The following is a 21,591-nucleotide window of genomic DNA, read 5'->3' on the forward strand; positions in this document are numbered from 1 at the left end:
CTTTCTGAACCTCTCCCAAGAAAAAACCGCCTATTGGCTAGGCGGCACAAAAACCAGCATTGTGATATTATCACCTGTTGTTTTTTGCCCGCTGTATGTAATTCCTTGTATACATTTCTGTGGGACAGAGTATATACCAAGACAGTTTTTAAGTCAAGCATTTATTAGGGCAGTAGAAGTTAGAAAATTAGGTCTTTAGAAAGATTAGAATTAATAGGTTGTTTTATGTTTTTGGGTATAGGAAAAGGGCTGCAAAAGCAGCCCTTTTTTCTTTCATGATCGCTGGTCAATACGTCGCCCGGGAAGGCCTTTTTCTTGTGATAACTGCACCGGTTGTGTGGTTCTTAAAAACCACAATGTAGTCACCTACCGGCCATGATCCAGTATTACCTATCGTGAATGTCTCCTGAGGGACGATTCCGGATTCCTGGTACATCACATCTCCGTTAACGGTTGCCGCTATTACATCCCACCAGTCGAGGCCAACTACACAGTTGGTAAAAACCAATTTTGTGTCGAAAATGGACGGCGACGGAACAAAGGTGTTGTTATCCGGTATTACCATTTCAGTTGGCAGGAACCAGGATCCATTGGCATCTACAAAGAAATATTCGCCGGAGATGGTCGAACTGCCAGCATCCACCTCGGGGATGCAGTTCCGGTCTTCCAGGTACATGCACAGGATCATTTCACCGCCGCCTTCATTCAGACTGGCCGGATTGGTATCGTACAGGATCAGATCTTCATTGAAGGTACTGACCTTGTCAGGCGGCACCGGTTGATCAGGGTACGTCGAAGCGAAAGCAATAGTAGTCGAAAGTGCGAGCACAAAGCCCGCCGAGGCAATGATTTTTTTCATGCGTCTTTTTTTTGATGAAATGAACAATTAAAACCAGAGTATTTATAACATATATCTATAAAAAATGCAAGTGTTGTATTGGTGTAAAGAAAAACACCTCTGGTTTCCCTAGAGGTGTTTTTCGAGAGACTGGTGAGATTATCTCATCATGTCGTTTTTGACGCTTTCGATTGCTCTTGCAGCTGCATCTCTTCCACCAAGACCAAACGCTAGACCTCCTGCGATAGCAAGCATAGCGATGATACCTGTGAATAGAATTTGCATGAATTGTACTGCAACACCTAGTTCAGAAAGAACTATGATGAAAGCAAATACCCAGATAGCGTATTTTGTAACACTACCTAGCATATGAGCAGATCTTACTCTTGCTGCCTTTGCACCTCCAACAACAACTCTTTCCATAAAGTCAGAGATAACAGTAGCTGCTAGAAGAACTAGAGCTGCTATTATTACGTTTGGAAGGTAACCTAGGACAACATCTCTTAGGAATCCGTTTACTTCTGTAAGGCCGATTATCTCAAGTGATGTCATCAAGAATACGATAACAACAAACCACTTTACTAGTCCTCCTAGAAGTCCGCTTGCTGTTATGTTTAGACCTGATCTTTGTGAGATCTCATTTAGACCAGTAGAAGAAAGTGCCTTGTCTATTTTTAGAGCACTTATAAGCTGAGAAACAGCGTTTCCTACTAGTTTTCCAACAATCCATCCAACGATGAAGATAAGGATGGCTACGATAAGGCTAGGGATGAAAGATACAACTCCGATCCACAAGCTCTGAAGTGATGCTACGAATACATCTCCCCAATTTGTTAACAACATATTTATAAATATTACTAATTAAAGAGTTTTTAAATTCGACCTACAATAAATTAGGTACTCTATAATTATAGCATTTTAGGGGGTTAAAATAAGCTTTATGTGGATAACTTGAGGCCGTCTATTATGAACTCGTGCGGAAAGTCGAAAACATCGGCAATTAGTTTATCTCTCATACTTGCTCTATAGAGAAATTCTTCTGTATCGAAAACGGCATAGGAAATCTCTGTTCCCATGTCTGCTTCTATATCACTTATGATTCTATCTACTATGTTTTTCTTTAGATTGTCACCAACAACTAACATATCTATATCGTTATCATTGTCTTTCAAGAAAACACCGGAAACAACGAGAGTCTTGACCCTACCTGCCCTTTTGAACTTACCAGCCATATCTTTTCTAGAAACAGAGTCTTTTTCTATGAGTATTTCTTCTAGTGCATTTTTGTAAACAAAATTTTCATTGAAAAAGTATTGATACTTCTTGGAAGTAGCTGGTGCTTTCTTGGATTTTTTCTTTTTTGATTTTACTTTTTTAGTTTTTGTTTTTGAAGGAATAGCTTTTTTCTTGAGAAATCCGATTGAATACAAAAAGTTTAGCTCTTTTGTGGCTTGTGATGCAGTGATTTTACTTCTATCTCTAACATCTTTCGTTGTGAAAGTTGATTCTTTATTTAGAAGAAAGAGCCTCATAACTTTCACCCTAGAAGTTCCACCAAATAGTTTTCCTGCGGTATCCATCACGTACGAAATAGGAAACGTTTTAAACGAGATTTTATATATCTCCGCCCCCTACCTGATTTAAGGTATAATTCTCTCGACCTAGCATCATCTTCTGTAAGACATGCTTCATAATAAATAATTTCAAACGGACCACGATTTTTTGTATAAGTAGAAACTCCATCATTGTGCTGTTTCAAACGTTTCCGTAAATCAGAAGTATATCCTATGTAAAGCTTGCCACTTTTTTCACTACGAAGCACATAAGTATAATAGAACTTACGATTATTTCGTACGTGATCCATATATGCCCCAAGTATACTCCTTTTTAGGTGGATTTCAACACACCAAAAAACACCCTAAAATGGGCGTTTTTTGAGTAGTGTTTAGAGATTTTCTTCTAGAAAAGAATTTATTTTTGAAGGATCAAGACCTTTTTCATAAACTCTAAATGCTTGTTTCAATGTCTCTCCCCATATTCTGTCTGTATTTTCTGGCACTTTACTTTTTATGCTGGTTTTCTTATCTGAAATAACCTTTTTATATAATTCAAAAATTTCTGGATGTTTCTTTTCCAAGAAACCAAGATATGCACTAACTGAACTTCTTTTGTCATACCTAGAAGGATATACTGCCGTTTTTGTATTTTCATCCATTAAACTTTCAAATTCTTCAAATTTATCTTCTTGCAAACCTTCACTTGATAATTCACCAGAATAACTATATTCATTTGCAAGATAAACTTCAAATTCTTGTCCGATCTTTTCAGAAATAACTTTTGGATCTATTGTTCCAAACTCTTCCATGCAACGTTTTTCAAAATTATCCATATCTTCTTCTAAGTCTTCTCCGTAAGACTCCCAAGAGTTATCTATTGGTTCTGTGATTTCTGTAGAAGTATTATTGTGATTCATTTCGTAATCTTCTTTTACATCATCTGGAACCATATCCAACTCTTCTACTCCATTTCTACCAGGACGACCCATTTCTGGGTTTTGCGATATTGAGATGTCCTCCATATTCTCTTTTTTTCTAAAATTAAACATGGATTTATTATATCTAAAATTTGAAAAACAAAAAACACCCTAAAATGGGCGTTTTTTGAGTAGTGTTTAGAGTTAAGTTTACTTTAGTTCAACCTTACCTCCCTAAATCAAAAGCTCCCACATGGGGAGCTTTTGATCGGGCGAACATTTATTTTTACACAAAGTGTTCAAATAAATGTTTTAGCCGGTAAAGTTGAGATTATTTCAATTCAACTTTACCTCCTGCTTCTTCTATAGCTTTCTTCATAGCTTCAGCGTCTTCTTTTTTGACACCAGTTTTAAGATCAGAAGGTGCACCATCAACTAGGTCCTTAGCTTCTTTTAGTCCAAGTCCTAGAGATTCTTTTACAACCTTCATAACTGCGATCTTGTTGTCTCCTGCTGATGCAAGAACAACTGTAAAGTCGCTTTTCTCTTCTCCTGCGTCGCCTGAAGCAGCTGGTCCAGCTACTGCAACTGCTGCAGCTGATACACCAAATCTGTCTTCGATAGCTTTTACAAGATTGTTTAGTTCCAAAACAGACATTTTTTCGATCTTTTCGATCAAATCTTTGAATTCTGCTGGTACTTCTTTTTTCTCCCCGCCTTGACCAGCGTCAGTCTGGGCAGGTTCTGCAGCTGGAGCTGGAGCGGCTTCTTCAGCCTTTGTCTCAGTAGCTTCTGGTGCAGTAGTTTCTGTAGTTTCTTCTGCAGTAGTTTCTTCTACAACATCATTTTTTGTTTCTTCTGACATACTTTTTAGATTACTTAGTTTTTGCTACCTCGTTTAGAGAAATAGCGAGTCTTGTAATAGGTGATGCAAACAAGTTTGCAATCTGTGCGTATAGAGTGTCTCTTCCAGGAATTTGGGCAACAGCCATCATTTCATCCTTTGGTTTGTAAACACCATCGTACACTCCTCCTAGGATAGACATATTGTCTTTCCACTTTTTGACGAATTCAAATACTTCTTTTGAAGGATCTAGGAGTCCGCCTTCTCCATTGTCACCAAGTTTATAAACGATCGCCATCTCTCCACCCATTTCTGGCATAGTACCAGAGAATGAACCTTTTTCGAGAGCTTTCTTTAGGATCCTTTTCTTAGCAACTTTGTAAGATATACCCTTTGATCTTAGTGTGCTTCTTAGTTCACTAGTTCTTCCAGCATCAAGGTTATTGAAGCCAACAAAAACTATAGACTTAGAATCGCTCACTACGTCTCCGAGACTATCAAACAATTTTGTTTTTCTTTCTTTTGTTAAAGCCATTTTTTCTTTTTTTATATAAAAAAAATAATCGACCAATTGTGGCCGCAAGCGTGTCAAACTCTAAAGTTATATAGATAGAATTCAACCTAGGTCGGTCCTATTCCCTCGAATATCTCGGGATGCCAACTGTCTACGGCTAACGAGTATTAGATTATCACAAAAATTATTTTTAGCAAGAGCCTAAAACTAGCTAGGATTTACCAGTATTATAAACACGACAGTAACCAAGATTATCAGGCAAAAAAATATGATTCTTTTTATTAGGTGGTTCATGTTTTACTAATCTTTAATCCTATAAACTTTTTCTCCTATCGATAGACCCTCTATTACTTCTACATATGTTTCATCTCCCAAAGAGCCGAGTTTTATGTCCCTTGTTTTCTTACCATTGTCTACATAAACATATGAAGTAGTACCATCATAGTAAACAGAGTCTCTTGGTATAGAAAGTACGCCATCTTCTGTGTCGATGTTGATCGATAGCGTTGCTGTCATACCAGGTTTTATATTTATATCTTCAGAGTCAACAAAAATCTTTACAACATAGTTCACCACATTGTTTTCTGGTGTAGGAGAAGAGTCGACAGACACCACATGTCCTTCGAAAGAATCTCCTGGAAGTGCATCGAGAGAAATAACCACACCCTGCCCTTCTCTTATATGAGAAACACTAGATTCGTTTATCTTTGCTTCTATATATAGATTCTCTTCGTCTAGAAGTGAAACTACAGATTCAAAAGACTGCACCAACTCACCTGGCTTGATAGAAACTCTAGTAACTTTTCCTGGAACTGGAGCTCTTATGACTCCTTTTTCATAACTAGCGAGTGCTGACTGATAATCTCCTTGTGCAGAAACTAGGTTTGCATAAGCTATTTTTGTATCGCCATTTGAAGTTTCTTGTTTCTTTATTTCTAGATCAGCCTCAAGTTCTGAGATTGTTTGCTCTCTTGTATTTTGTGCGAGTATGTATGCATTGTAGTTTGTTGTATAAGAAGAGCTTTTTTTGTTTGGAATAGATATCACCCAGTCTGTATCACTTTCTCCATAAGAAAAGTCATCTGGAAATTCTATATATAGTCCATATGTTCCAAGAGGTAGCGCCTTACCAGCAACTATACTAACTTCTTCTAAATCTTTCTCTAACCCTGTGTAGTGAAAAGATCCATTTGTTGGAGAAGATGTTTTCAAACTTATATATACTTTGTAGTCACCTTCTATCCCACCAGTAAATACTCCTGTTATTGTTGGCGGTGTGTTGGTAGAAAGTGAAGAAGTTGGAACCGCTTCAAGATCAGAAGAAAGCAGGGTTCTATATGCGTTATCTACTAGTATGTCTTGTCTTGCCTTCTCGTTTTCAAGTTCTAGTTCTAGCTTTGCGATGTCTTCTCCGCTTGTTATGCTTAGCGCTTGTTCGTATTCTGCTTCTGCTTTGAGTAGTGCACCTCTAGCTTTTGTAAGAGTTGCGTTCTCTTCTAGAAGTTCTAGTGTTGCGATTATGTCGCCTTCTTTTACAACTGATCCAAGTGGTTTTCTGATCTCATCTACATAACCGCCGACTTGAAACGCAAGATCTAGATCAACCTCACTCGTAACTTCTCCTGTCGCTTGTATAAAGTCAGATATAACTCTCTGTGATACAGAGACCTCTTCGAAGCTTTGTTTCTTGCCAATAACAGAAAAAACAATTACGAGTAATATCGCTGCGCCAAAATAAAAAATCTTCCTATTTCTCGGGGAAAGCGAGGACCAAAAATTCTTCAAAAAGTTGATATTTAGCTTCTGAATCATATTTTATAAAGTGATTATATCACAAAGATTATACTTGAATATCGTTTTGACTAAATCAAGTATAAGTTCTATAGTTTTGTTATGAATTATTCGAGAAAGTCTTATATATTGCTGGGAGACGCAATTTCTCTAGTTGTGTCGTTTTTTGTGATGATAGCCCTAGGTTTCCCAGGATTAGACAAAGAAGAAGTTATAAATCTTCACCAAGGTCCGTTTATCATAATAAGCATACTTTGGCTTATCGTATTTTTCGTATTTAATCTATATGATCAAAAAAACCTACGTCCGACACCAGCATCTATAGGGTATCTTGGGTTTGCAACATTCCTCGGGACAATGCTCGGAGCGGGGTTATTCTATCTCTTCCCTTCTTTTGGAATATCTCCAAAGGTTAACCTTCTTATCTTTAGTGCTTCTTCTTTCTTTTTGATAATAATCTGGAGAAGAATATTTTTTAGAATATTTGAAAAAAGTTTGGTACAAAAAATAGCAATACTTGGAAAAAACCAGCGATCACAAGAAATGATTTCTGAACTAAAAAATTACTCATACCTAGGAAAGATTGTCGGTGAATTTGAGACCACAGAAGCTCTCGCAAACTTCTGTCAAAAAAACAAGGTTGATTTTATAGTTATCGTTGAAGATATAAAAGAAGATATAGTAAAAACATTAAACGATATAAACCTCCCAGTACTAAGGCTAAAAGATGCTTATGAAGAAATTTTTTCAAAAACTTCTATTGACCTTATGACAAACGAAGACGCTATATCTATTCTAGAAAAGAAAGATTTAGGAAGAAACTTTTTGTATAGAATTCTAGAGGTTTTGTTTTCAGTACTAATACTAACGGTCACACTACCTATAACAGTTTTGTTTGGAATATTTATTTTTCTAGAAGATGGTGCTCCTGTTTTCTACAAACAAGACCGTGTAGGTAAAGGTGGCAAAAACTTCAAGGTTATAAAGTTTCGATCTATGACAAAAAACGCTGAAAGCGCTGGTGCCATGTGGGCAGAGAAAAAAGATCCTAGAGTAACAAAAGTCGGCAAAGTTATAAGAAAACTCCACGTAGACGAAATCCCACAAATGATAAATATCATAAAGGGAGATATTGCTCTAGTAGGACCAAGACCAGAAAGGCCAGAATTTGTAGAAAAGCTAAAAGAAGAAATACCTTACTACTACATAAGACACGCTATAAAGCCTGGGTTTACAGGGTGGGCGCAGATCAAGTATCGCTACGCTAGAAGCGTCCTAGACTCAAAGGAGAAATTTGAATACGACCTATATTACCTCAAAAACAAAAGCTTCTTGTTAGATCTTGGAATTATATTAAAAACGATCCAAATAATATTTACTCACTAAAAATGAAAAATAATAATAAAAAAATTGTAATAACGGGCGGTGCTGGATTTATTGGTTCTAATCTTGCAGAAAAATTAGTAGATCTGGGATACAATGTGACTATAGTTGATAATCTAAGCCAGGGTAAAAAAGAAAGGTGTCCACATCATTCAAATTTAATAGTTGAAGATATAAAAAACTACAATAAATTACTAGAAATATTTAAAGACACAGACACAGTCTTTCACGTTGCCGCAATCCCACGAGTTCCATATTCTATAGAATATCCGCTTGAAACAAACGAAGCAAATATAACAGGAACTTTAAATGTTTTAATGGCTGCAAAAGAATCTGGTGTAAGGAGGGTTGTCTATTCAGCATCAAGTTCAGCATATGGTGAGCAAAAAATTATGCCACTAACAGAAGAAATGACGCCAAAACCCGTACATCCTTATGGTATACAAAAATACGTGGGAGAGTTATATTGTCGGGTATTTTCTGATATTTACAATTTAGAAACTGTTTGTTTGAGGTATTTCAACGTATACGGACGACACCAAAACCCCGATGGCCCTTATGCCGGCGTAGTTGTTAAATTTTTAAAAAATAGAAAACTAAACCTTCCATTAACTATAGTTGGGGATGGATTACAAAGCAGGGACTTTACACATGTATCAGATGTGGTTAATGCTAATATTCTAGCAATGGAAAGTGCCAACGTTGGAAAAGGTGAAGTTTTAAATGTGGGATATGGAAAAAATATAACTGTATTAGAATTAGCAAATATGATAGGTGGTGAATTAAAATATGAACCAGAAAGAAAAGAGGCGAAGCATAGTCTGGCTGATATATCAAAAATAAAAAAACTAATTGGATGGGAGCCAAAAGTAAAAATAGAAGACGGATTAGAAGATTTAAAAAAATCTTTTGGTATAAAAAATTAATTTTTATTTTTTGAAATAGGGCTTTCCAAAAGCTGGAAAGTCTCTAATATCTGGAACTTCTTCCCTTTTACTAAAAAAGTCGTATATGGCTTTTCTGCAACCATTGAAATCGTGCCAATCATCGATAACTACATATCCACCAGGAGAAACTTGATCGTATAAGTTTTCTAATATATCGGTTGTAGAAGAATAAAAATCTCCATCCATTCGAAGTATCGCGATCGGGCCAATTTTTTCTTTCCAAACTGGCAAAGTATTTTCAAAGTATCCTTTTACAACTTGTATATTTTTTAGATTATATTTTTCTTTCAAAGTCAAAACTATATTTTCGTCTACCGCAAGATCTCCCCCTTTTAGTCCCTTTTTACCGCCACTTTTATGATCAACCGTATCTGGCTCTGGCATGCCTTCAAAAGAATCAAACAAAAATACTTTTCTATTTTTATCAATCATTGCCATATACGCACCAGTACCACCCTTCCAACAACCTGCTTCAACTATAGCGCCAGGGATAGATTTCTTGTTTATATCTTCTATAAACTTTTCCATTTGAAACAAGCCAGACGGAGTGAGCATGGTATTCTCGGCAACTTTTCGCATTTTACAGATTTTAAAAATTAGGGACGGGAATCTCAAAATCTCTCTTTTTGTAAGTTTTCTCATGATATTGAATATACCAATAATATCTATTTTGTGGTAGTGTCTGAAACTTTTATATAATTGTATTACCTGAAAATGAAAAACATATTAGCTTCATGACCATACTTGGAAACATCTCTTCTAACTTCGACAAGATATTTTAAATTATCAACCAAAAGAACTAAATATTTTAAGCCACTCTTGATACATAGACATTGTTGTATAGGGGGTGGTTTTTTGTTTTGTTAAACTATTTTTTAATAAAATACTTTCCAAATTATCTTTTTTATAAATTAAAACATTATCCTTAATCAAAGGATAATCTTGCAGCCAAGACTTTTCAGAAACAAAAACAGGGGTTCCGCAAGCCAGCGCGTCCATGACCACAGTTTGCCCAGAACTATCCGACCCTTTATTTTCTTCATCTGTATACGTGTGGACAATCACAGCTCTTGCTTTTTGATACAAAACAATCAAATCCTCAAAAGGGATATTATCTAAAATAACAATATTTGAAGCGTCAGAATTTATTTCAACAACCCTAGAATCAACAACAAAAACAAATTGTTTATCAGGGTTTTTTTGAGCAAGGTGCAAGACGCTTTGATTGTCCCTCCCTTCATCACGACCAACAACGAGATAGAAATCTTCTCTTGTCGTATGTGTACTTAATCTTTTTTCTATAAAAAGATTATCTATACCGAAATGAATAAACTCTAATTTAGATTTTTTAACCCCGTATCTTTCAAGAGAAACTTTTTGACTTGTTGAAAAATTTACAATTTTATTAAAAGACATTATTTTTAAAAAAAACCAAAATCTTTTTAACAAACTTTTTTTATTTTTAATTGAACGATTTAAATCTATATTTATTAAAATAAATTTCTTCCAAAAAAATACAATTCTTAAAAAAGGCATTTTATTGATCATTTTAGAGAAAACAACAATATCTGACTTTAAAATAGCCCAAAATAAATTTCTTTGATTTACAGGTAGTGTACCGACAAACAAATTATGTTCTCCAAGTAGAAAGGGGCTCAAGCCATAAAAAGTAGTGGCCGAGCCTTTTTTCTGCGCCGCCATATCCAAAGCAATTTGACGTTTTTTACCAAAAACACAAAGAATTCTTTTAGTCATACTTATGCAAACCATTAAAATAACACTATTAATGTACCATATTGAGTCCTTTTCTTTTAATTTAGACTCGTGTATCTTATAATTTACATATCTATGAAAGAAAAAATTAAAAACATGCTCCAGAAAACAGAAAAATACACCCAAACAGACATGGTTTATCTAACAAAAAATATAAGTTGGATTGGAATCGGTAAAGTTATTTCATCAGCGGCGTCGTTGGTTCTTGTGTATGTTTTTGGTAACTTTGTATCTGCAAATGACTACGGTACCTACCAATACATAATCTCAATTGCAGGACTTTTGGCAACTCCAACATTAAGTGGAATGAACACGGCAATAACCAAAGCGGTTGCCCAAGGTTTTGATGGAACAATTAAGGAAGGATTGCGGATAAAAATAAAATGGGGGCTTTTAAGCGCAATTGGAAGTATTGGTGCTGGAGCATATTATTTAATTCAAGGAAATCAAGTTCTGGGGCTATCTTTTATAGGGATAGCAATACTATTACCATTCATGGACTCTTTTTCAATTTTTGCTAGTTATGTTGAAGGTAAGAAAGATTTCAAAAAAGCAACCTGGTACGGGTCAATAATTTCCATTGTTCGAGTCGCGACCTTAATAAGTATTATATTAATAACAAAAAATATTATTCTTATAACGGTTAGTTATTTTGCAATTACGACTCTTGTGCGAGGACTTATTCTATTTTTTATCCTCAAAAAAGAAAATTTAAATGATGCCATAGACCAAAAAGCAATCAGTTATGGCAAACATTTAAGTTTTATGAAGATTCTATCAAACGGGATTGTATCGCTTGACAACATATTACTTTTTCAATTTCTTGGAGCAACACAACTAGCAGTCTACTCTTTTGCAAAAGCTCCTATAACAAAAATATCAAGTATGCTTACTCCGATATCTACATTGGCCTATCCTAAATTTGCAGAAACCTCTGTAGAAAATTTAAAACAAACACTTCCTAAGAAACTTTTTCTTTTTTTATTTTTAATGATCGCAATTACTATTGTCTACATTATCGCGGCTCCATTTCTATTTTCTATCGTACTACCTGAATATATGGACTCGGTAATTTATTCACAAATTTTTGCAATCTCCCTAATTTTTCTTCCTCAAAAAATTGCAGTTTCTGCTCTAACAGCACACCACCAAAAACGAGCCTTGTATATAATAAATATTATAAATCCTATCATAAGAATAGTTGCACTAATTTTTCTTCTCCCACTTTTTGGAATTATGGGAGTTATCATATCTTTTTTATTAGGCCTTCTTTTTAACGGAATTGCTTCTTTTTATTATTTCTTTAAAATGAAAGTTTAATTCTGTCGAAAATTTGACTTTATTTTATGTCGATTTTTTTTAAAAAATTTATTGTACCGAGGATCACCTTTTACATATTTAAGAGGAAAACTATTTTTCCAAACAACATAATTTAAGGAAAGCTGATCTCTTCGACTCCCTACTGACAATTCTTGCCACCAAGATTCCATCAAATTTATCACTTGTTCATTATTATGCCTTCTTAATAAAATCATAGTGACAGCAAGTCCGTTATTTTTAGGATATCCTTCATTTCTATATCTACTCACTTGATTAATAACCACATCAGGATCATCCATATAAAACCCTTCTGCGTTCTTTTTTAGAATGTCTTCCGCCTCTTTATAGATACAATTACGCGCAAATTTTTTATCTGTAATCCAAAAAAGACCTAGCCAACGCTTTTTTTGTTTTGAATGATCAAAGGTAACAAAAAAATATTTTTTCAAATACTTTTCAATCCAAATATTTACATCTCCGGTAACAACCATGTTTCCATCTACCCAAACACTGATTTCATATTCTGGCAAAACCTTGTGTGCCATAATTTTGTAATATCGAGCGTTTCGAACAGGATCTTTAAATAAAGGTTCCACAACACGAATATCCCAAACTTTTGACTCAAGATCTTTATTGTCAGTAAAACAGACAAAGTCAAAACCTTCCGGAAGAAACTCCGGCTCATGCAAGACATCTTTGTCTCCAAATATTGCTGTATATATAACTTTTTTTAACATGTAAAAACTTCAATGTATCTTTTCATTATAACCTCGTGGTCAAATACTTTCACTCTTTCTTTTGCCTTTTTACCAAACATCTCTAGTTTATTTTTGTCTCCCAGCATGCCTACCATCTCTCCTGCGAGAGTATCTACATTGTCCAGAGGATAATTTATACCGAACTCTCCGTTTCTGGTTATTTCAACTGCTGGCGGTATATCAGAAGCGATAACTGGAACTCCGCAAATCATAGCTTCTATCATGGCATTTGGCATGCCCTCATATCTAGAAGGCAGTACGTAAATATCCGATTTCGCCATAAATGCATAAGGGTTTTTTTGGAAACCTATTATTTTGAACTTATCGGAAACCCCGGAAGAGATTGCCATTTTCTCTAGAACCTCTTGATCTTCCCCGTTTCCCAATATTATGAGTCTAGAGTCTATTTTCTCTTGAGACTTTATAAACGCTTCTAGTAGAGTAGTAAAACCTTTTTGCTCAGTAAGCCTTCCAACAGAAATAATCACTGGTTTATCTTTGTTATCCAGCCAATCTTCTCCTGTTTTTTCTAAACTTTTGGACAAGATTTCTTCTGTTGGTTTTGGACTGTATATTGTTGTTATTTTAGAATCTTTGACTTTTACAACACTTCTAAAGTCATTTGTTATAAATTCTGAGTTACCTACTATAAGATCTGCAAACGGATAAAACATCTTTATTAAAATAGGCAAAATCCTTTCTCTCCAGTTGGCCTTGCTGCCACCTCTTGAGAAAGGTATGCCGAGTCTTAGTATTATCTTAGTATCGACTCTAGATATCATCTTTGCCCATATAGAAATAAGGTGTGGGTGCTTCGATATAGAAAGAAGTGCTTTTGGTTTGTTTTGTTTCAAGTATCTAATCAATTTAGGCAAAGAAAATATAATTCTATCTACATCTAAATCAACGATTTCAACATTTTTATCAACTAAATCTAAATACGGTCCTCTTTTTTTAACCAAAACTAAATCAACATCAAATCCTCTTTGTACGAGATCATTGGAAAGATCTACTACTACTTTTTCACCGCCACCTCTATAAAGGTCAATTATAAAAAATGCTATTTTTTCTTTATTCATAATTATTTATACTTTTAGATAATTCTTTAATTTGTTCTTCTATATCATTCAATGGTATTTTTTCTAAAAACCTAATTCTTCCGTTTCTTTTTTCTTCTAAAACCTCTCTACTTGTACCGACAATATCATCTTTTATTTTATACAAGATGGTTGCTTTTTTATTATAAAAAGGAAGCCAATGGGGTGTACCGTTTTCGGCAAGAACAAGTGTTCTTTTGTCTAATATATTTGCAAGATGTGTTATGCCAGTGTCGACACCAATAAAAAAATTGGATTCTTTTATAAGTTGGGTTACAGCGTCTATGTCTTTTCCTGTAAAATCAAAAAAATCACATCCCTCAATAACTTCGAGCTTTTTTGTGTCTTCAGAAGATCCTGTTATATATATATCGTAATTTGGAAAATTATTTTTTATGAAAAAAAATACACTTTTTAGCTTTTCATCAATCAGGCTTCTTCCTGCACTAGCTCCAAATGGATGGAAAACAATATATGGTTTTTTTTCAAAGTAAGAAATATTTTTTGTTTTTAAAAACATATTATTTCTTGAAAAGGATATGCCTGTTTTTTCTGCAAGGTAAAAAAGTGATTCTATGTATAGAATATCAGTCCTGAAACTAACAACCTTGTTGTAAATAAAAGAGTTTATTTTTGAACTGTCATCAAAACCAAAAAGTTTACTTTGAAAATTTCTAGAAATTATCCATGAACTAAATTTTTGATGCCATGGCAGCCTTGTAAAAGTTGGGGGTGTTATTACTATATTTTTTTTAAATAAAAAATTAAACAAATCATGAGGATACGATAGTAATTTTATATGAGGATATTCTGATAAAAACTTTTTCATAATGCCATTATTTCTACTGGTAGAAATAAAAAAATTAAAATCTTTATTTTTTTGATATACGCAATCAAGAAAAAGGAGTGTCATCAAAAAATCACCAATGGACCCATTTATAAAAAAAATAATATTTTTTTCTTTGTTTTTTTTCATCTATTTATGCTTTGCAATCAAAATAATAGTATCGAACAAAATTGGATTTATAAAAAAACCAATAAAACGCTTTATAAAAACAAATGGATTATTTGACTTGAGTAAAGTTCTAAAAGAACCTGAGAAACCAGAAGAAGATTTTGTAAAAATCTTTATTGCCTCAAGTCCGGACTCAGAACACAAATTTTTATAAGATGATTTTGTAAATGGTCTTATGTGACTTGGATCGTTCCAAAAAAACACATTATGAAAAGGCACAAAAAGCCTAGTCCAGTTTGGAGATTCAATAAATATTCTCCCCTCTTTTTTTAAAACCGTTTTAAAACCCCTTACTATATCTACTGGATACAAAATATGCTCCAAAACATGTTGGGATATAATTACATCAAATTTTTCTTCTAAAAAAATATTTGGTATATCCTTTACATCTCCTTCTTTAAATACGATATCTTTAGGCAAGTTATGATTTTCAAAATCTACTGCATAAAAATTGATATGAGGACACTCCTTTTTTATAAATTTTAAATCTCTCCCCTTTCCACAACCCGCATCAAGAACTTTTGAATGCTCTGGGAGTTCTTTCAAATATTTGATAATTGTGGGGGTACTTGTTCTCATTTTTATTTTATTTTATTTTTTACCTTATTTAGAACTCTTTCAAAAAAACTTTTTTGTTCGTTTTTTAATTCCTCACCAGGTCTTTCTTTGAAGATAGTAGAGTGGGCCTCTGCCCTAGCTTCTATGTCTTTTGCCGGAGACGTATAGTAATAAAGTGCAAGAGACTTTCTAGTCATGTCTTCCGGACAATTTATTGGATCTGGGTGACCATGAAAACTATCTTCAGATGTGGAAAAAATAGCAAGCCTATTAAAAATAGGCAGTACCTTTACCTCAGCCTTTGTCATATCTTTGTTCCACAGTTCAAAGTGTCCGCCATATTCTTCTTTCCAGTTATCATTTAAATACAAAAGAACATTTATTCTTCTTTCTATATGAAGTCTTGGGTACCAATTGAAGTCAACATGGACCTTTAGAAATCCACCCTTTTTTATCTGGTGCATACCACCACCTCTGTAGTGAGGATCTGGAATTATACCTTCTATACCTGTAAGTTTTTCTAGAAAATTGATGAACTCACTAGAATTAAATTCTTTCAATGTCTCTCTTATTTCCGCGGGAAACTTAGTAGCATCTTCACATGCCATTTTGTATTGGTATTGATCTTTATAGTCTTTATTCCATACATCAGAATCAACTTTTGGAAAATTATTTAGAAGTTCTCTTGCCAAATCTTCTGATAAAAAGTTATCAAAATATATATGCTGGCAAGGTTTTGCGTTCTGATACTTGGAACTATTTTGCTCCGCCAAGGTATTTAGCTTGTTATAGTCAAATTTTGTTTGATTCATATTTTTTCCAAAAGATTTTTTATAATAATTTTTGGAGTTAGTTTTTCTAAAAAAGTTTTATAGCCTGAAACAGCTACTTTTTCACAAATAGCAGGATTATTTTTTGCAAAAAGAATCCTCTCCTCTATACTTTTATCATTTACACTAGAGCAGAATATCACATTTTCAAGATCATGTAAAAGCTCTTTTGTTGCACTTGTTTCAAGTGTAACAACCGGCTTTTTAGAAGCAAGTCCTTCATATACCTTGTTTGGAATTACAATATTTGCTTTTTTTGTATCGCCAAAAATACCGAGCACCAAGTCAGCTTTTGACAAAACCAGAGAAATATCTTTATATTCAAACCTTGGAAAAAATTTTATATTATCAGAAACTTCTTTGGTGCTGCTTCCGTATATATGGAACTCTATATCTTTATGCTGCGATAAATTTTTAGCTGCACGTATTATTTTATCTAAACCGTGAAGCGGTGTTCCTATACCGTGAAAATGAACTATAAACTTATCACTTTTTTCCGAGACCATAGGGTAAACTATTTTTTCATTTGCGCCAACATAAACAACCAAAAATTTTTTCTTTTTTACAAAAAACTTTTTAGAGATGAAATCTTTGTGAGAATTTGTATCTATAAGTATAACCGGTGAAAAAACAAGAGATAACCAGTCAAGAAACCAAAAATAAAACGCTTTTAAAGAAGTTTTAGAAAACTTTTTTCTGTCCTCAATATTAGAATTATAAAGTGATACAAAAAAATCTAAAACTACCTTTTTACCAAAAAGGATTCTGGCAAACCACAAAACACTGTGTCCGGGAAAAAGAACGAAAACCTTGTCGAAATTAGAGTTTTTATTTTTTTTATACTCGCGAAATAATGAAAAATATTTTTTTAGACCTTTATTTTTTTCCGGGTCAACAACACACTCGTACACCTCTACCCCGTTTGAAACAAGACCGTCTATAATTACAGAATTTCTTGAATAATTTTTATCATATATACCAAATAATAAAATTCTCATAAAATATGATCTTTAATTTTTTTTATTAAATCAACAAGCTCATGATTTTTTGTTACAAAATCCCTTGCCTGACTATCGATACCTAGATCTGATAAATATTTTATTTTTTGTGCTATTTCTTGTGGATTTTCTGAACACTTATTTTTTTCTGGCATATATGACATAGCTTCATTCGAAGTTAGGACATTTAATCCGCAAGACATGGCTTCTAGGATAGCCTTGTCTAGACTTCCGGTCTTACTAAGGTTAACAAATATATTTGCATCATTATAAATAGTTGGGATCTTATCTTGAGAAATAGGACCTAAAAACTCTACCCTGTCATAAATATTTAAACTATCTATGAGATTTAAAAGTTTTTTCTTATAATTTTTATCTTCTGGTCCAACTATACTTAATTTTGTTTCGAATCCTTCTTTTTTCAAAATAGATATAGCTTCTAATAGTGGTTCGTAATTTTTATAAATAGATACTCTTCCTATAGACACGATCTTTCTATGATCCCTGTCTCTATTTATTACAGAAAACTTAGAGGTATCTATACCATGACCCATAATGTGTAGCTTTTTACTTGGCAATCTAAAACTTTCTTTTGAAGCAGAAAAAACACTATCACAAAGCTTCTCAGCAAGGCGAAGTTTCATGTCGACGTTTTTGTGTGTATACCACAGAGCAATTCTCTTCCCCATCATTTTCCAGAACACTCCGCCCAAAATAACATATATCGGATTCATGTGAACAAAAACACTGTCATAATTATTCTTTTTTGAAAAAATATATTTATAGAATCGAAAAAGATACTTTATTCTAGATACACCCTCCTCTTTTCCAAGTGACAGAACTTCTACATTGCTAGGCAGATTATATTCTCCTTTTTTGAGACACACTACAATTACAGACTCAAAGTTTTTGGCAAATTCCAAAATCCACGAGTGAAAAAATCCCAAAATTGGATCATTTTTGTCTACAATTTGTGTAATTATAAGAATCTTCTTTTTCATAATTAGATCGCCTTTTTCCAATTTGAAACTATTCTGTCGTAATACTCTCCTTGGTTTTCATAAAAATTATAACTTCTGTTTTTCACACCAACTTTTAATGTGTGAAGTATGTCGCTCTTGTCTATTTCTTTCAAGATATTTCTTATAGCAGCATGATCTCCCGCATCATAAAGAAGTCCGTTTACCCTGTCGTCTATAACCTTGTCTGCTATCCCCACCCTGCTTGTTATAACAGGAGTTCCATTCTGAAGAGACTCTACTATCGCCATACCAAAACCTTCAAAAAAAGAATTATTCCAAAATACATCTACATTTCTCATATAAAACCCCAGATCAAAAGCCCACGGCCTAACTAAAACCCTGTTTTTTGAATCACTTTTTATTATGTTCAAAATTGCACCTTTCATGGAACCATCTCCGACAACAACAAGTCCAGAGTTTTCCAAATTATCTTTTACAAAAATTTTAACACCTTCGTATATCCCCTTCTCTTTCTCAAATCTTCCAGAAAGAAGTATGGTTTTTTGGAACTTTTTTGTAAATTCTAAAAATTCCTCATCTTTGAATTGAGACACGAGGCCGGGGTTTTCGGTTATTATCGGAATTATATCTGATGGAATACTTTTTACATCAAAAACTTTTTCTATGTTTTCTTTTGTTTTTTCTGAAACGTATCTTATGACATTTGATTTTTCCAAGACTTTTCTAGCCAAGAAAAAACGAATTTTTCCGAAAAAACTTTTTCTAAAGAATGGACTTGCAACATCTGTGTGGACTTGTGTATGAAGTTTTGCACCGAGAAACCTAGAGACAATAAGCGAAACTACTCCTATAAAAAACGGGTCTTGGCTTGTAACCAGATCAATCTTGGAAGAAACCAGACTCTTTATCTTAAATGGAGAAAAAAGATTCTTGGAAACGGGGGTTATTCTGAATCCGTCACCTTCTATGATCTTTTTTTCACTACAGAGGCAAACAACTTCTAGGTAGTCCACCCTCTTCGCGTATTCTTTTACACGCAAAAAAGTCGAGCTATCTTCTCGAAAAACTTTACTATCTCCACTTATCATCAAAACTTTCATATCTTTTCAAATATATTTATTATCTTCTCACCTGTTTTTTCAAAAGAGAAAAATTCTGAATCTTTCTTGGCACTAGAAGATATATCTTCTCTCTTCTGACTATTTTCTTCTAGAGAAAAAATCGCGCTTTTTATAGATTCTGGGTCATCTGGGTTTATAAACACTCCGTTTTGTCCGTCTCGGATTATCTCTTCTAGATTTGAAACCCTGCTTGCCAAAACAGGAGTACCGAGCATCATAGCCTCAACAATCTGAAAAGAAAAGCTCTCGAACTTGGTTGGCAAAACAAAGTACATAGACTCTTTTATATACCTATATAGATCAGTTTGTGGTAGTGTGCCGGTAAATACAACTCTTTCACTTACATCCATTTCTCTAGCCAGCTTTTCTAGTGACTCTCTTTCTGGTCCATCACCAACAAGATGAAGTGTCCAGTCTGGCATCTTGGAAATAACTTGGATCAAAACACCGAAGTTCTTCCATGGTACAAATCTTCCAGAAGAAATTATAGTCTTTGGTTTTTTGGGAATATTATCATACAGACTTTCATCTATCTTTGGCACGCCATTGTACACGACTTCCATTTTGTCTTCTATAATTCCCCACTTGGAAATAACACCGGCAAAGTACTTACTAGGAACTATCACTCTAGTCGCCCTCTTTGCGACAAGCCTTTCTAGTTTTTTGAGTAGTTCTATTTTCTTGCCATATTTTTTTGTTTGGAAAACTTCTATGTCGTCTGACACTCCCCACCTCTGTCTTGCTTGCTCCCATACATAGTCTCCAGGGATTCTCAAAACATATTTTCTACGCAGAACAAAACAAGCAATCATTGTCGGAAGACCTACACTTAGTGTGTCTTGTACAAAAATATATTTTGAAGAAAGAATCTTCCGAAGAACTAGAAAAGTAAAATGTATATGTCTTATGCCTTTTGGGTATTTTCTAGAAACACGAAACATTGCGACGTCTACCTCCTCCCCCCTCTCTTCTAGGAAGTTTTTCAAAAGTCTTGCATAAGTAGCTGGACCACCTATCTCGGGTGGATATATACCAGTTACTATTAGAAATTTTTTGCCTTTATTATTCATCAAATATAACTCGCATCTTTGAGACGACCATCTCCCAAGTATACTTCTCTTCTACCATATTTCTAGCTCGGAAGATAATCTTGTTTCTGAGTGTGTCGTCTCGGAATCTAAGCACTGCGTCTCGTATAGAGTCTGGTTTTTCTACTTCGCAGAACACCCCTGTTTCGCCATCTACCAGAAAGTCCGGTATCCCGCCAACCGGAGTAGCCACAACCGGAAGTCCTGTCGCCATAGCCTCCAGAAAGGCGTTTCCTAGGCCCTCAGAGAGCGATGGGCGAATAAATACATCACTTATATACAAATACCCCGGCATCTCTCTATGAGGCACATAACCCTTCCAAATCACCCTCTTTTCTACCCCCAAATTCAGGGCCAATTTGCGGAGTTTTTTCTCTAGTGGGCCAGAGCCGAGGATCAAGAATTTGTACTCTTTTGGCAAGATAGCTAGCGCGCTTATTACATCCCCCACCCCGTTTTTCTTGACCAGCCTAGAAGAAGTAACTAGTAGTATATCACTCGGTTCTTTGCCGACTTCTTCTCTAACTCTTTCCAAACTTATCGGATCGGGTTTCTCAGAAAATATACTTGTATCTACAGCGTTTGGTACAACAAAACTCTCTCCCTTGAAACCCATACTTTTTCCAAAGTCTTCTAGATATTTTGAAATCGCTTGTATTTTGTCTGCTTTCAGAAAAATCATTTTGAAAAGTGGATACACCAAAGCGACTCTTCTCTTGATATACGGGATCGGATCACCTTCTTGCAGTGTTAGAAGAAACTTCACTTTTGGAAACTTGAGCTTGAAAAATAGCGCACCAAACCCTGCGTAGTTCGCCATCATCGCCCAAGTCATATCGTAATTTTCTTCTTTGTGGAGTTTCTTGGCATACCCGTACGAAGCAAACGGAAACATGTATTTCGACAAATGAAACAGTATCTTTCCGATAAAAGGTACGCCTAATAAATATGGTCCGACTCTATGCACAGTTACATTTCCTATCTTTTCTGTCTTCTCTCTATTTGTCCTCATGGTAACCATGTGGAAGTCAAATCTGTCGCCCAGTCTGTCTGTTATTTCCTTGATCGCAACCTCTGCTCCACCAACAAAATCTGGGTAATAGACCAAAGAAAACAGGAGTATTTTCTTTTTGTTCATAGGCTAATTATAGCATTTTCAGATTTTTAGAGAAAAAAATACCTAATCTCCTTTACTCAATAACACCACATTCTTTTATAGCTTTAGCGTAGATCATAAACTTTCCACGCTTAATATTAGCA

23 protein-coding genes are annotated in these 21,591 nt (G+C 34.5%); 3 read left to right on the top strand and 20 right to left on the bottom strand.

The genetic code is table 11. The annotated features are described in order from the left end of the window. Positions 1-286: 286 nt before the first annotated feature. The 8 genes from H6791_02220 to H6791_02255 all read right to left on the bottom strand — a co-directional run bounded on the left by H6791_02220 (position 287) and on the right by H6791_02255 (position 6,481). Positions 287-859, bottom strand: a complete 573-nt coding sequence (locus tag H6791_02220; GenBank protein ID USN94553.1) for a hypothetical protein — start codon at positions 857-859, stop codon at positions 287-289. A gap of 138 nt (positions 860-997) precedes the next feature. Beyond that, positions 998-1,681 carry a hypothetical protein gene (locus H6791_02225; protein ID USN94554.1) on the bottom strand — a complete coding sequence of 228 codons (684 nt, stop codon included), beginning with the start codon at positions 1,679-1,681 and terminating at the stop codon, positions 998-1,000. Between the two features lie 95 nt (positions 1,682-1,776). Further along, entirely contained in the window at positions 1,777-2,418 is a 642-nt protein-coding gene (locus H6791_02230; protein ID USN94555.1) for a hypothetical protein, read from the bottom strand. Continuing rightward, on the bottom strand, positions 2,418-2,702 hold the full coding sequence (locus tag H6791_02235) for a GIY-YIG nuclease family protein (protein USN94556.1): 285 nt from the start codon (positions 2,700-2,702) through the stop codon (positions 2,418-2,420). Before H6791_02235 ends, H6791_02230 begins: the two co-directional genes overlap by 1 nt. 81 nt (positions 2,703-2,783) lie before the next feature. Continuing rightward, positions 2,784-3,416: a hypothetical protein gene (locus H6791_02240; GenBank protein USN94557.1), complete on the bottom strand. Its 633-nt coding sequence runs from the start codon at positions 3,414-3,416 to the stop codon at positions 2,784-2,786. A 226-nt stretch (positions 3,417-3,642) separates the two neighbouring features. Continuing rightward, complete coding sequence (gene rplL / locus H6791_02245) at positions 3,643-4,176, bottom strand: 50S ribosomal protein L7/L12 (protein USN94558.1); 534 nt, start codon at positions 4,174-4,176, stop codon at positions 3,643-3,645. Between the two features lie 10 nt (positions 4,177-4,186). Next, positions 4,187-4,690 (bottom strand): 50S ribosomal protein L10, encoded by a 504-nt coding sequence (locus tag H6791_02250; protein USN94559.1) that lies wholly within the window; start codon positions 4,688-4,690, stop codon positions 4,187-4,189. Between the two features lie 279 nt (positions 4,691-4,969). Next, complete coding sequence (locus H6791_02255; GenBank protein USN94560.1) at positions 4,970-6,481, bottom strand: efflux RND transporter periplasmic adaptor subunit; 1,512 nt, start codon at positions 6,479-6,481, stop codon at positions 4,970-4,972. A gap of 81 nt (positions 6,482-6,562) precedes the next feature. On the opposite strand from H6791_02255, the gene H6791_02260 reads away from it, so the two are divergent. Together H6791_02260 and H6791_02265 are read left to right on the top strand one after the other, a co-directional pair. Further along, the gene (locus H6791_02260; GenBank protein USN94561.1) at positions 6,563-7,846 is read left to right on the top strand and encodes a sugar transferase; all 1,284 of its coding nucleotides are present in this window, start codon (positions 6,563-6,565) and stop codon (positions 7,844-7,846) included. Between the two features lie 2 nt (positions 7,847-7,848). Further along, positions 7,849-8,769, top strand: coding sequence for an NAD-dependent epimerase/dehydratase family protein (locus H6791_02265; protein ID USN94562.1), 921 nt, complete (start codon positions 7,849-7,851; stop codon positions 8,767-8,769). A 3-nt stretch (positions 8,770-8,772) separates the two neighbouring features. Here the strand turns inward: H6791_02265 and H6791_02270 are convergent, their stop codons facing one another. Continuing rightward, positions 8,773-9,369, bottom strand: coding sequence for a class I SAM-dependent methyltransferase (locus H6791_02270; protein USN94563.1), 597 nt, complete (start codon positions 9,367-9,369; stop codon positions 8,773-8,775). A 207-nt stretch (positions 9,370-9,576) separates the two neighbouring features. After that, a complete protein-coding gene (locus tag H6791_02275; protein USN94564.1) occupies positions 9,577-10,545 on the bottom strand; it encodes a hypothetical protein in 969 nt (322 codons plus the stop codon). A gap of 93 nt (positions 10,546-10,638) precedes the next feature. On the opposite strand from H6791_02275, the gene H6791_02280 reads away from it, so the two are divergent. Continuing rightward, positions 10,639-11,883, top strand: a complete 1,245-nt coding sequence (locus H6791_02280) for an oligosaccharide flippase family protein (GenBank protein ID USN94565.1) — start codon at positions 10,639-10,641, stop codon at positions 11,881-11,883. On the opposite strand, the gene H6791_02285 is transcribed toward H6791_02280, so the two are convergent. The 10 genes from H6791_02285 to H6791_02330 all read right to left on the bottom strand — a co-directional run bounded on the left by H6791_02285 (position 11,880) and on the right by H6791_02330 (position 21,469). Further along, positions 11,880-12,620, bottom strand: a complete 741-nt coding sequence (locus H6791_02285) for a DUF616 domain-containing protein (protein USN94566.1) — start codon at positions 12,618-12,620, stop codon at positions 11,880-11,882. The genes H6791_02280 and H6791_02285 overlap by 4 nt on opposite strands. Then, a complete protein-coding gene (locus H6791_02290) occupies positions 12,614-13,720 on the bottom strand; it encodes a glycosyltransferase (GenBank protein ID USN94567.1) in 1,107 nt (368 codons plus the stop codon). Before H6791_02290 ends, H6791_02285 begins: the two co-directional genes overlap by 7 nt. Next, positions 13,713-14,714 carry a hypothetical protein gene (locus tag H6791_02295; GenBank protein USN94568.1) on the bottom strand — a complete coding sequence of 334 codons (1,002 nt, stop codon included), beginning with the start codon at positions 14,712-14,714 and terminating at the stop codon, positions 13,713-13,715. Before H6791_02295 ends, H6791_02290 begins: the two co-directional genes overlap by 8 nt. Next, entirely contained in the window at positions 14,715-15,332 is a 618-nt protein-coding gene (locus tag H6791_02300; GenBank protein USN94569.1) for a class I SAM-dependent methyltransferase, read from the bottom strand. It abuts the gene before it with no gap. Between the two features lie 2 nt (positions 15,333-15,334). Next, the gene (locus H6791_02305; GenBank protein USN95135.1) at positions 15,335-15,919 is read right to left on the bottom strand and encodes a 2OG-Fe(II) oxygenase; all 585 of its coding nucleotides are present in this window, start codon (positions 15,917-15,919) and stop codon (positions 15,335-15,337) included. Positions 15,920-16,119: 200 nt separating this feature from the next. Beyond that, complete coding sequence (locus tag H6791_02310; GenBank protein USN94570.1) at positions 16,120-17,139, bottom strand: glycosyltransferase; 1,020 nt, start codon at positions 17,137-17,139, stop codon at positions 16,120-16,122. Next, entirely contained in the window at positions 17,136-18,140 is a 1,005-nt protein-coding gene (locus H6791_02315) for a glycosyltransferase family 4 protein (protein USN94571.1), read from the bottom strand. The genes H6791_02310 and H6791_02315 overlap by 4 nt, the downstream gene beginning before the upstream one ends. Before the next feature lie 2 nt (positions 18,141-18,142). Next, the gene (locus H6791_02320) at positions 18,143-19,222 is read right to left on the bottom strand and encodes a glycosyltransferase (protein USN94572.1); all 1,080 of its coding nucleotides are present in this window, start codon (positions 19,220-19,222) and stop codon (positions 18,143-18,145) included. Further along, on the bottom strand, positions 19,219-20,313 hold the full coding sequence (locus H6791_02325; protein USN94573.1) for a glycosyltransferase family 4 protein: 1,095 nt from the start codon (positions 20,311-20,313) through the stop codon (positions 19,219-19,221). The genes H6791_02320 and H6791_02325 overlap by 4 nt, the downstream gene beginning before the upstream one ends. Then, positions 20,306-21,469 (bottom strand): glycosyltransferase family 4 protein, encoded by a 1,164-nt coding sequence (locus H6791_02330; GenBank protein ID USN94574.1) that lies wholly within the window; start codon positions 21,467-21,469, stop codon positions 20,306-20,308. Before H6791_02330 ends, H6791_02325 begins: the two co-directional genes overlap by 8 nt. Positions 21,470-21,591 lie beyond the last annotated feature (122 nt).

The organism is Candidatus Nomurabacteria bacterium (assembly GCA_023898605.1).
Taxonomy (GTDB): Bacteria; Patescibacteriota; Minisyncoccia; order Phycocordibacterales; family UBA9973; genus HK-STAS-PATE-34.

Excerpts from the sequence above, each read along its gene's own strand:
- H6791_02220 (USN94553.1), bottom strand. The coding sequence starts at position 859 with ATGAAAAAAATCATTGCCTCGGCGGGCTTTGTGCTCGCACTTTCGACT.
- H6791_02235 (USN94556.1), bottom strand. The coding sequence starts at position 2,702 with ATGGATCACGTACGAAATAATCGTAAGTTCTATTATACTTATGTGCTT.
- H6791_02240 (USN94557.1), bottom strand. The coding sequence starts at position 3,416 with ATGGAGGACATCTCAATATCGCAAAACCCAGAAATGGGTCGTCCTGGT.
- H6791_02285 (USN94566.1), bottom strand. The coding sequence starts at position 12,620 with ATGTTAAAAAAAGTTATATATACAGCAATATTTGGAGACAAAGATGTC.
- H6791_02290 (USN94567.1), bottom strand. The coding sequence starts at position 13,720 with ATGAATAAAGAAAAAATAGCATTTTTTATAATTGACCTTTATAGAGGT.
- H6791_02295 (USN94568.1), bottom strand. The coding sequence starts at position 14,714 with ATGAAAAAAAACAAAGAAAAAAATATTATTTTTTTTATAAATGGGTCC.
- H6791_02305 (USN95135.1), bottom strand. The coding sequence starts at position 15,919 with ATGGCATGTGAAGATGCTACTAAGTTTCCCGCGGAAATAAGAGAGACA.
- H6791_02265 (USN94562.1), top strand. The coding sequence starts at position 7,849 with ATGAAAAATAATAATAAAAAAATTGTAATAACGGGCGGTGCTGGATTT.
- H6791_02255 (USN94560.1), bottom strand. The coding sequence starts at position 6,481 with ATGATTCAGAAGCTAAATATCAACTTTTTGAAGAATTTTTGGTCCTCG.
- H6791_02230 (USN94555.1), bottom strand. The coding sequence starts at position 2,418 with ATGGATACCGCAGGAAAACTATTTGGTGGAACTTCTAGGGTGAAAGTT.
- H6791_02260 (USN94561.1), top strand. The coding sequence starts at position 6,563 with ATGAATTATTCGAGAAAGTCTTATATATTGCTGGGAGACGCAATTTCT.
- H6791_02325 (USN94573.1), bottom strand. The coding sequence starts at position 20,313 with ATGAATAATAAAGGCAAAAAATTTCTAATAGTAACTGGTATATATCCA.
- H6791_02280 (USN94565.1), top strand. The coding sequence starts at position 10,639 with ATGAAAGAAAAAATTAAAAACATGCTCCAGAAAACAGAAAAATACACC.
- rplL (USN94558.1), bottom strand. The coding sequence starts at position 4,176 with ATGTCAGAAGAAACAAAAAATGATGTTGTAGAAGAAACTACTGCAGAA.
- H6791_02270 (USN94563.1), bottom strand. The coding sequence starts at position 9,369 with ATGCGAAAAGTTGCCGAGAATACCATGCTCACTCCGTCTGGCTTGTTT.
- H6791_02315 (USN94571.1), bottom strand. The coding sequence starts at position 18,140 with ATGAAAAAGAAGATTCTTATAATTACACAAATTGTAGACAAAAATGAT.
- H6791_02300 (USN94569.1), bottom strand. The coding sequence starts at position 15,332 with ATGAGAACAAGTACCCCCACAATTATCAAATATTTGAAAGAACTCCCA.
- H6791_02225 (USN94554.1), bottom strand. The coding sequence starts at position 1,681 with ATGTTGTTAACAAATTGGGGAGATGTATTCGTAGCATCACTTCAGAGC.
- H6791_02310 (USN94570.1), bottom strand. The coding sequence starts at position 17,139 with ATGAGAATTTTATTATTTGGTATATATGATAAAAATTATTCAAGAAAT.
- H6791_02250 (USN94559.1), bottom strand. The coding sequence starts at position 4,690 with ATGGCTTTAACAAAAGAAAGAAAAACAAAATTGTTTGATAGTCTCGGA.
- H6791_02320 (USN94572.1), bottom strand. The coding sequence starts at position 19,222 with ATGAAAGTTTTGATGATAAGTGGAGATAGTAAAGTTTTTCGAGAAGAT.
- H6791_02275 (USN94564.1), bottom strand. The coding sequence starts at position 10,545 with ATGACTAAAAGAATTCTTTGTGTTTTTGGTAAAAAACGTCAAATTGCT.
- H6791_02330 (USN94574.1), bottom strand. The coding sequence starts at position 21,469 with ATGAACAAAAAGAAAATACTCCTGTTTTCTTTGGTCTATTACCCAGAT.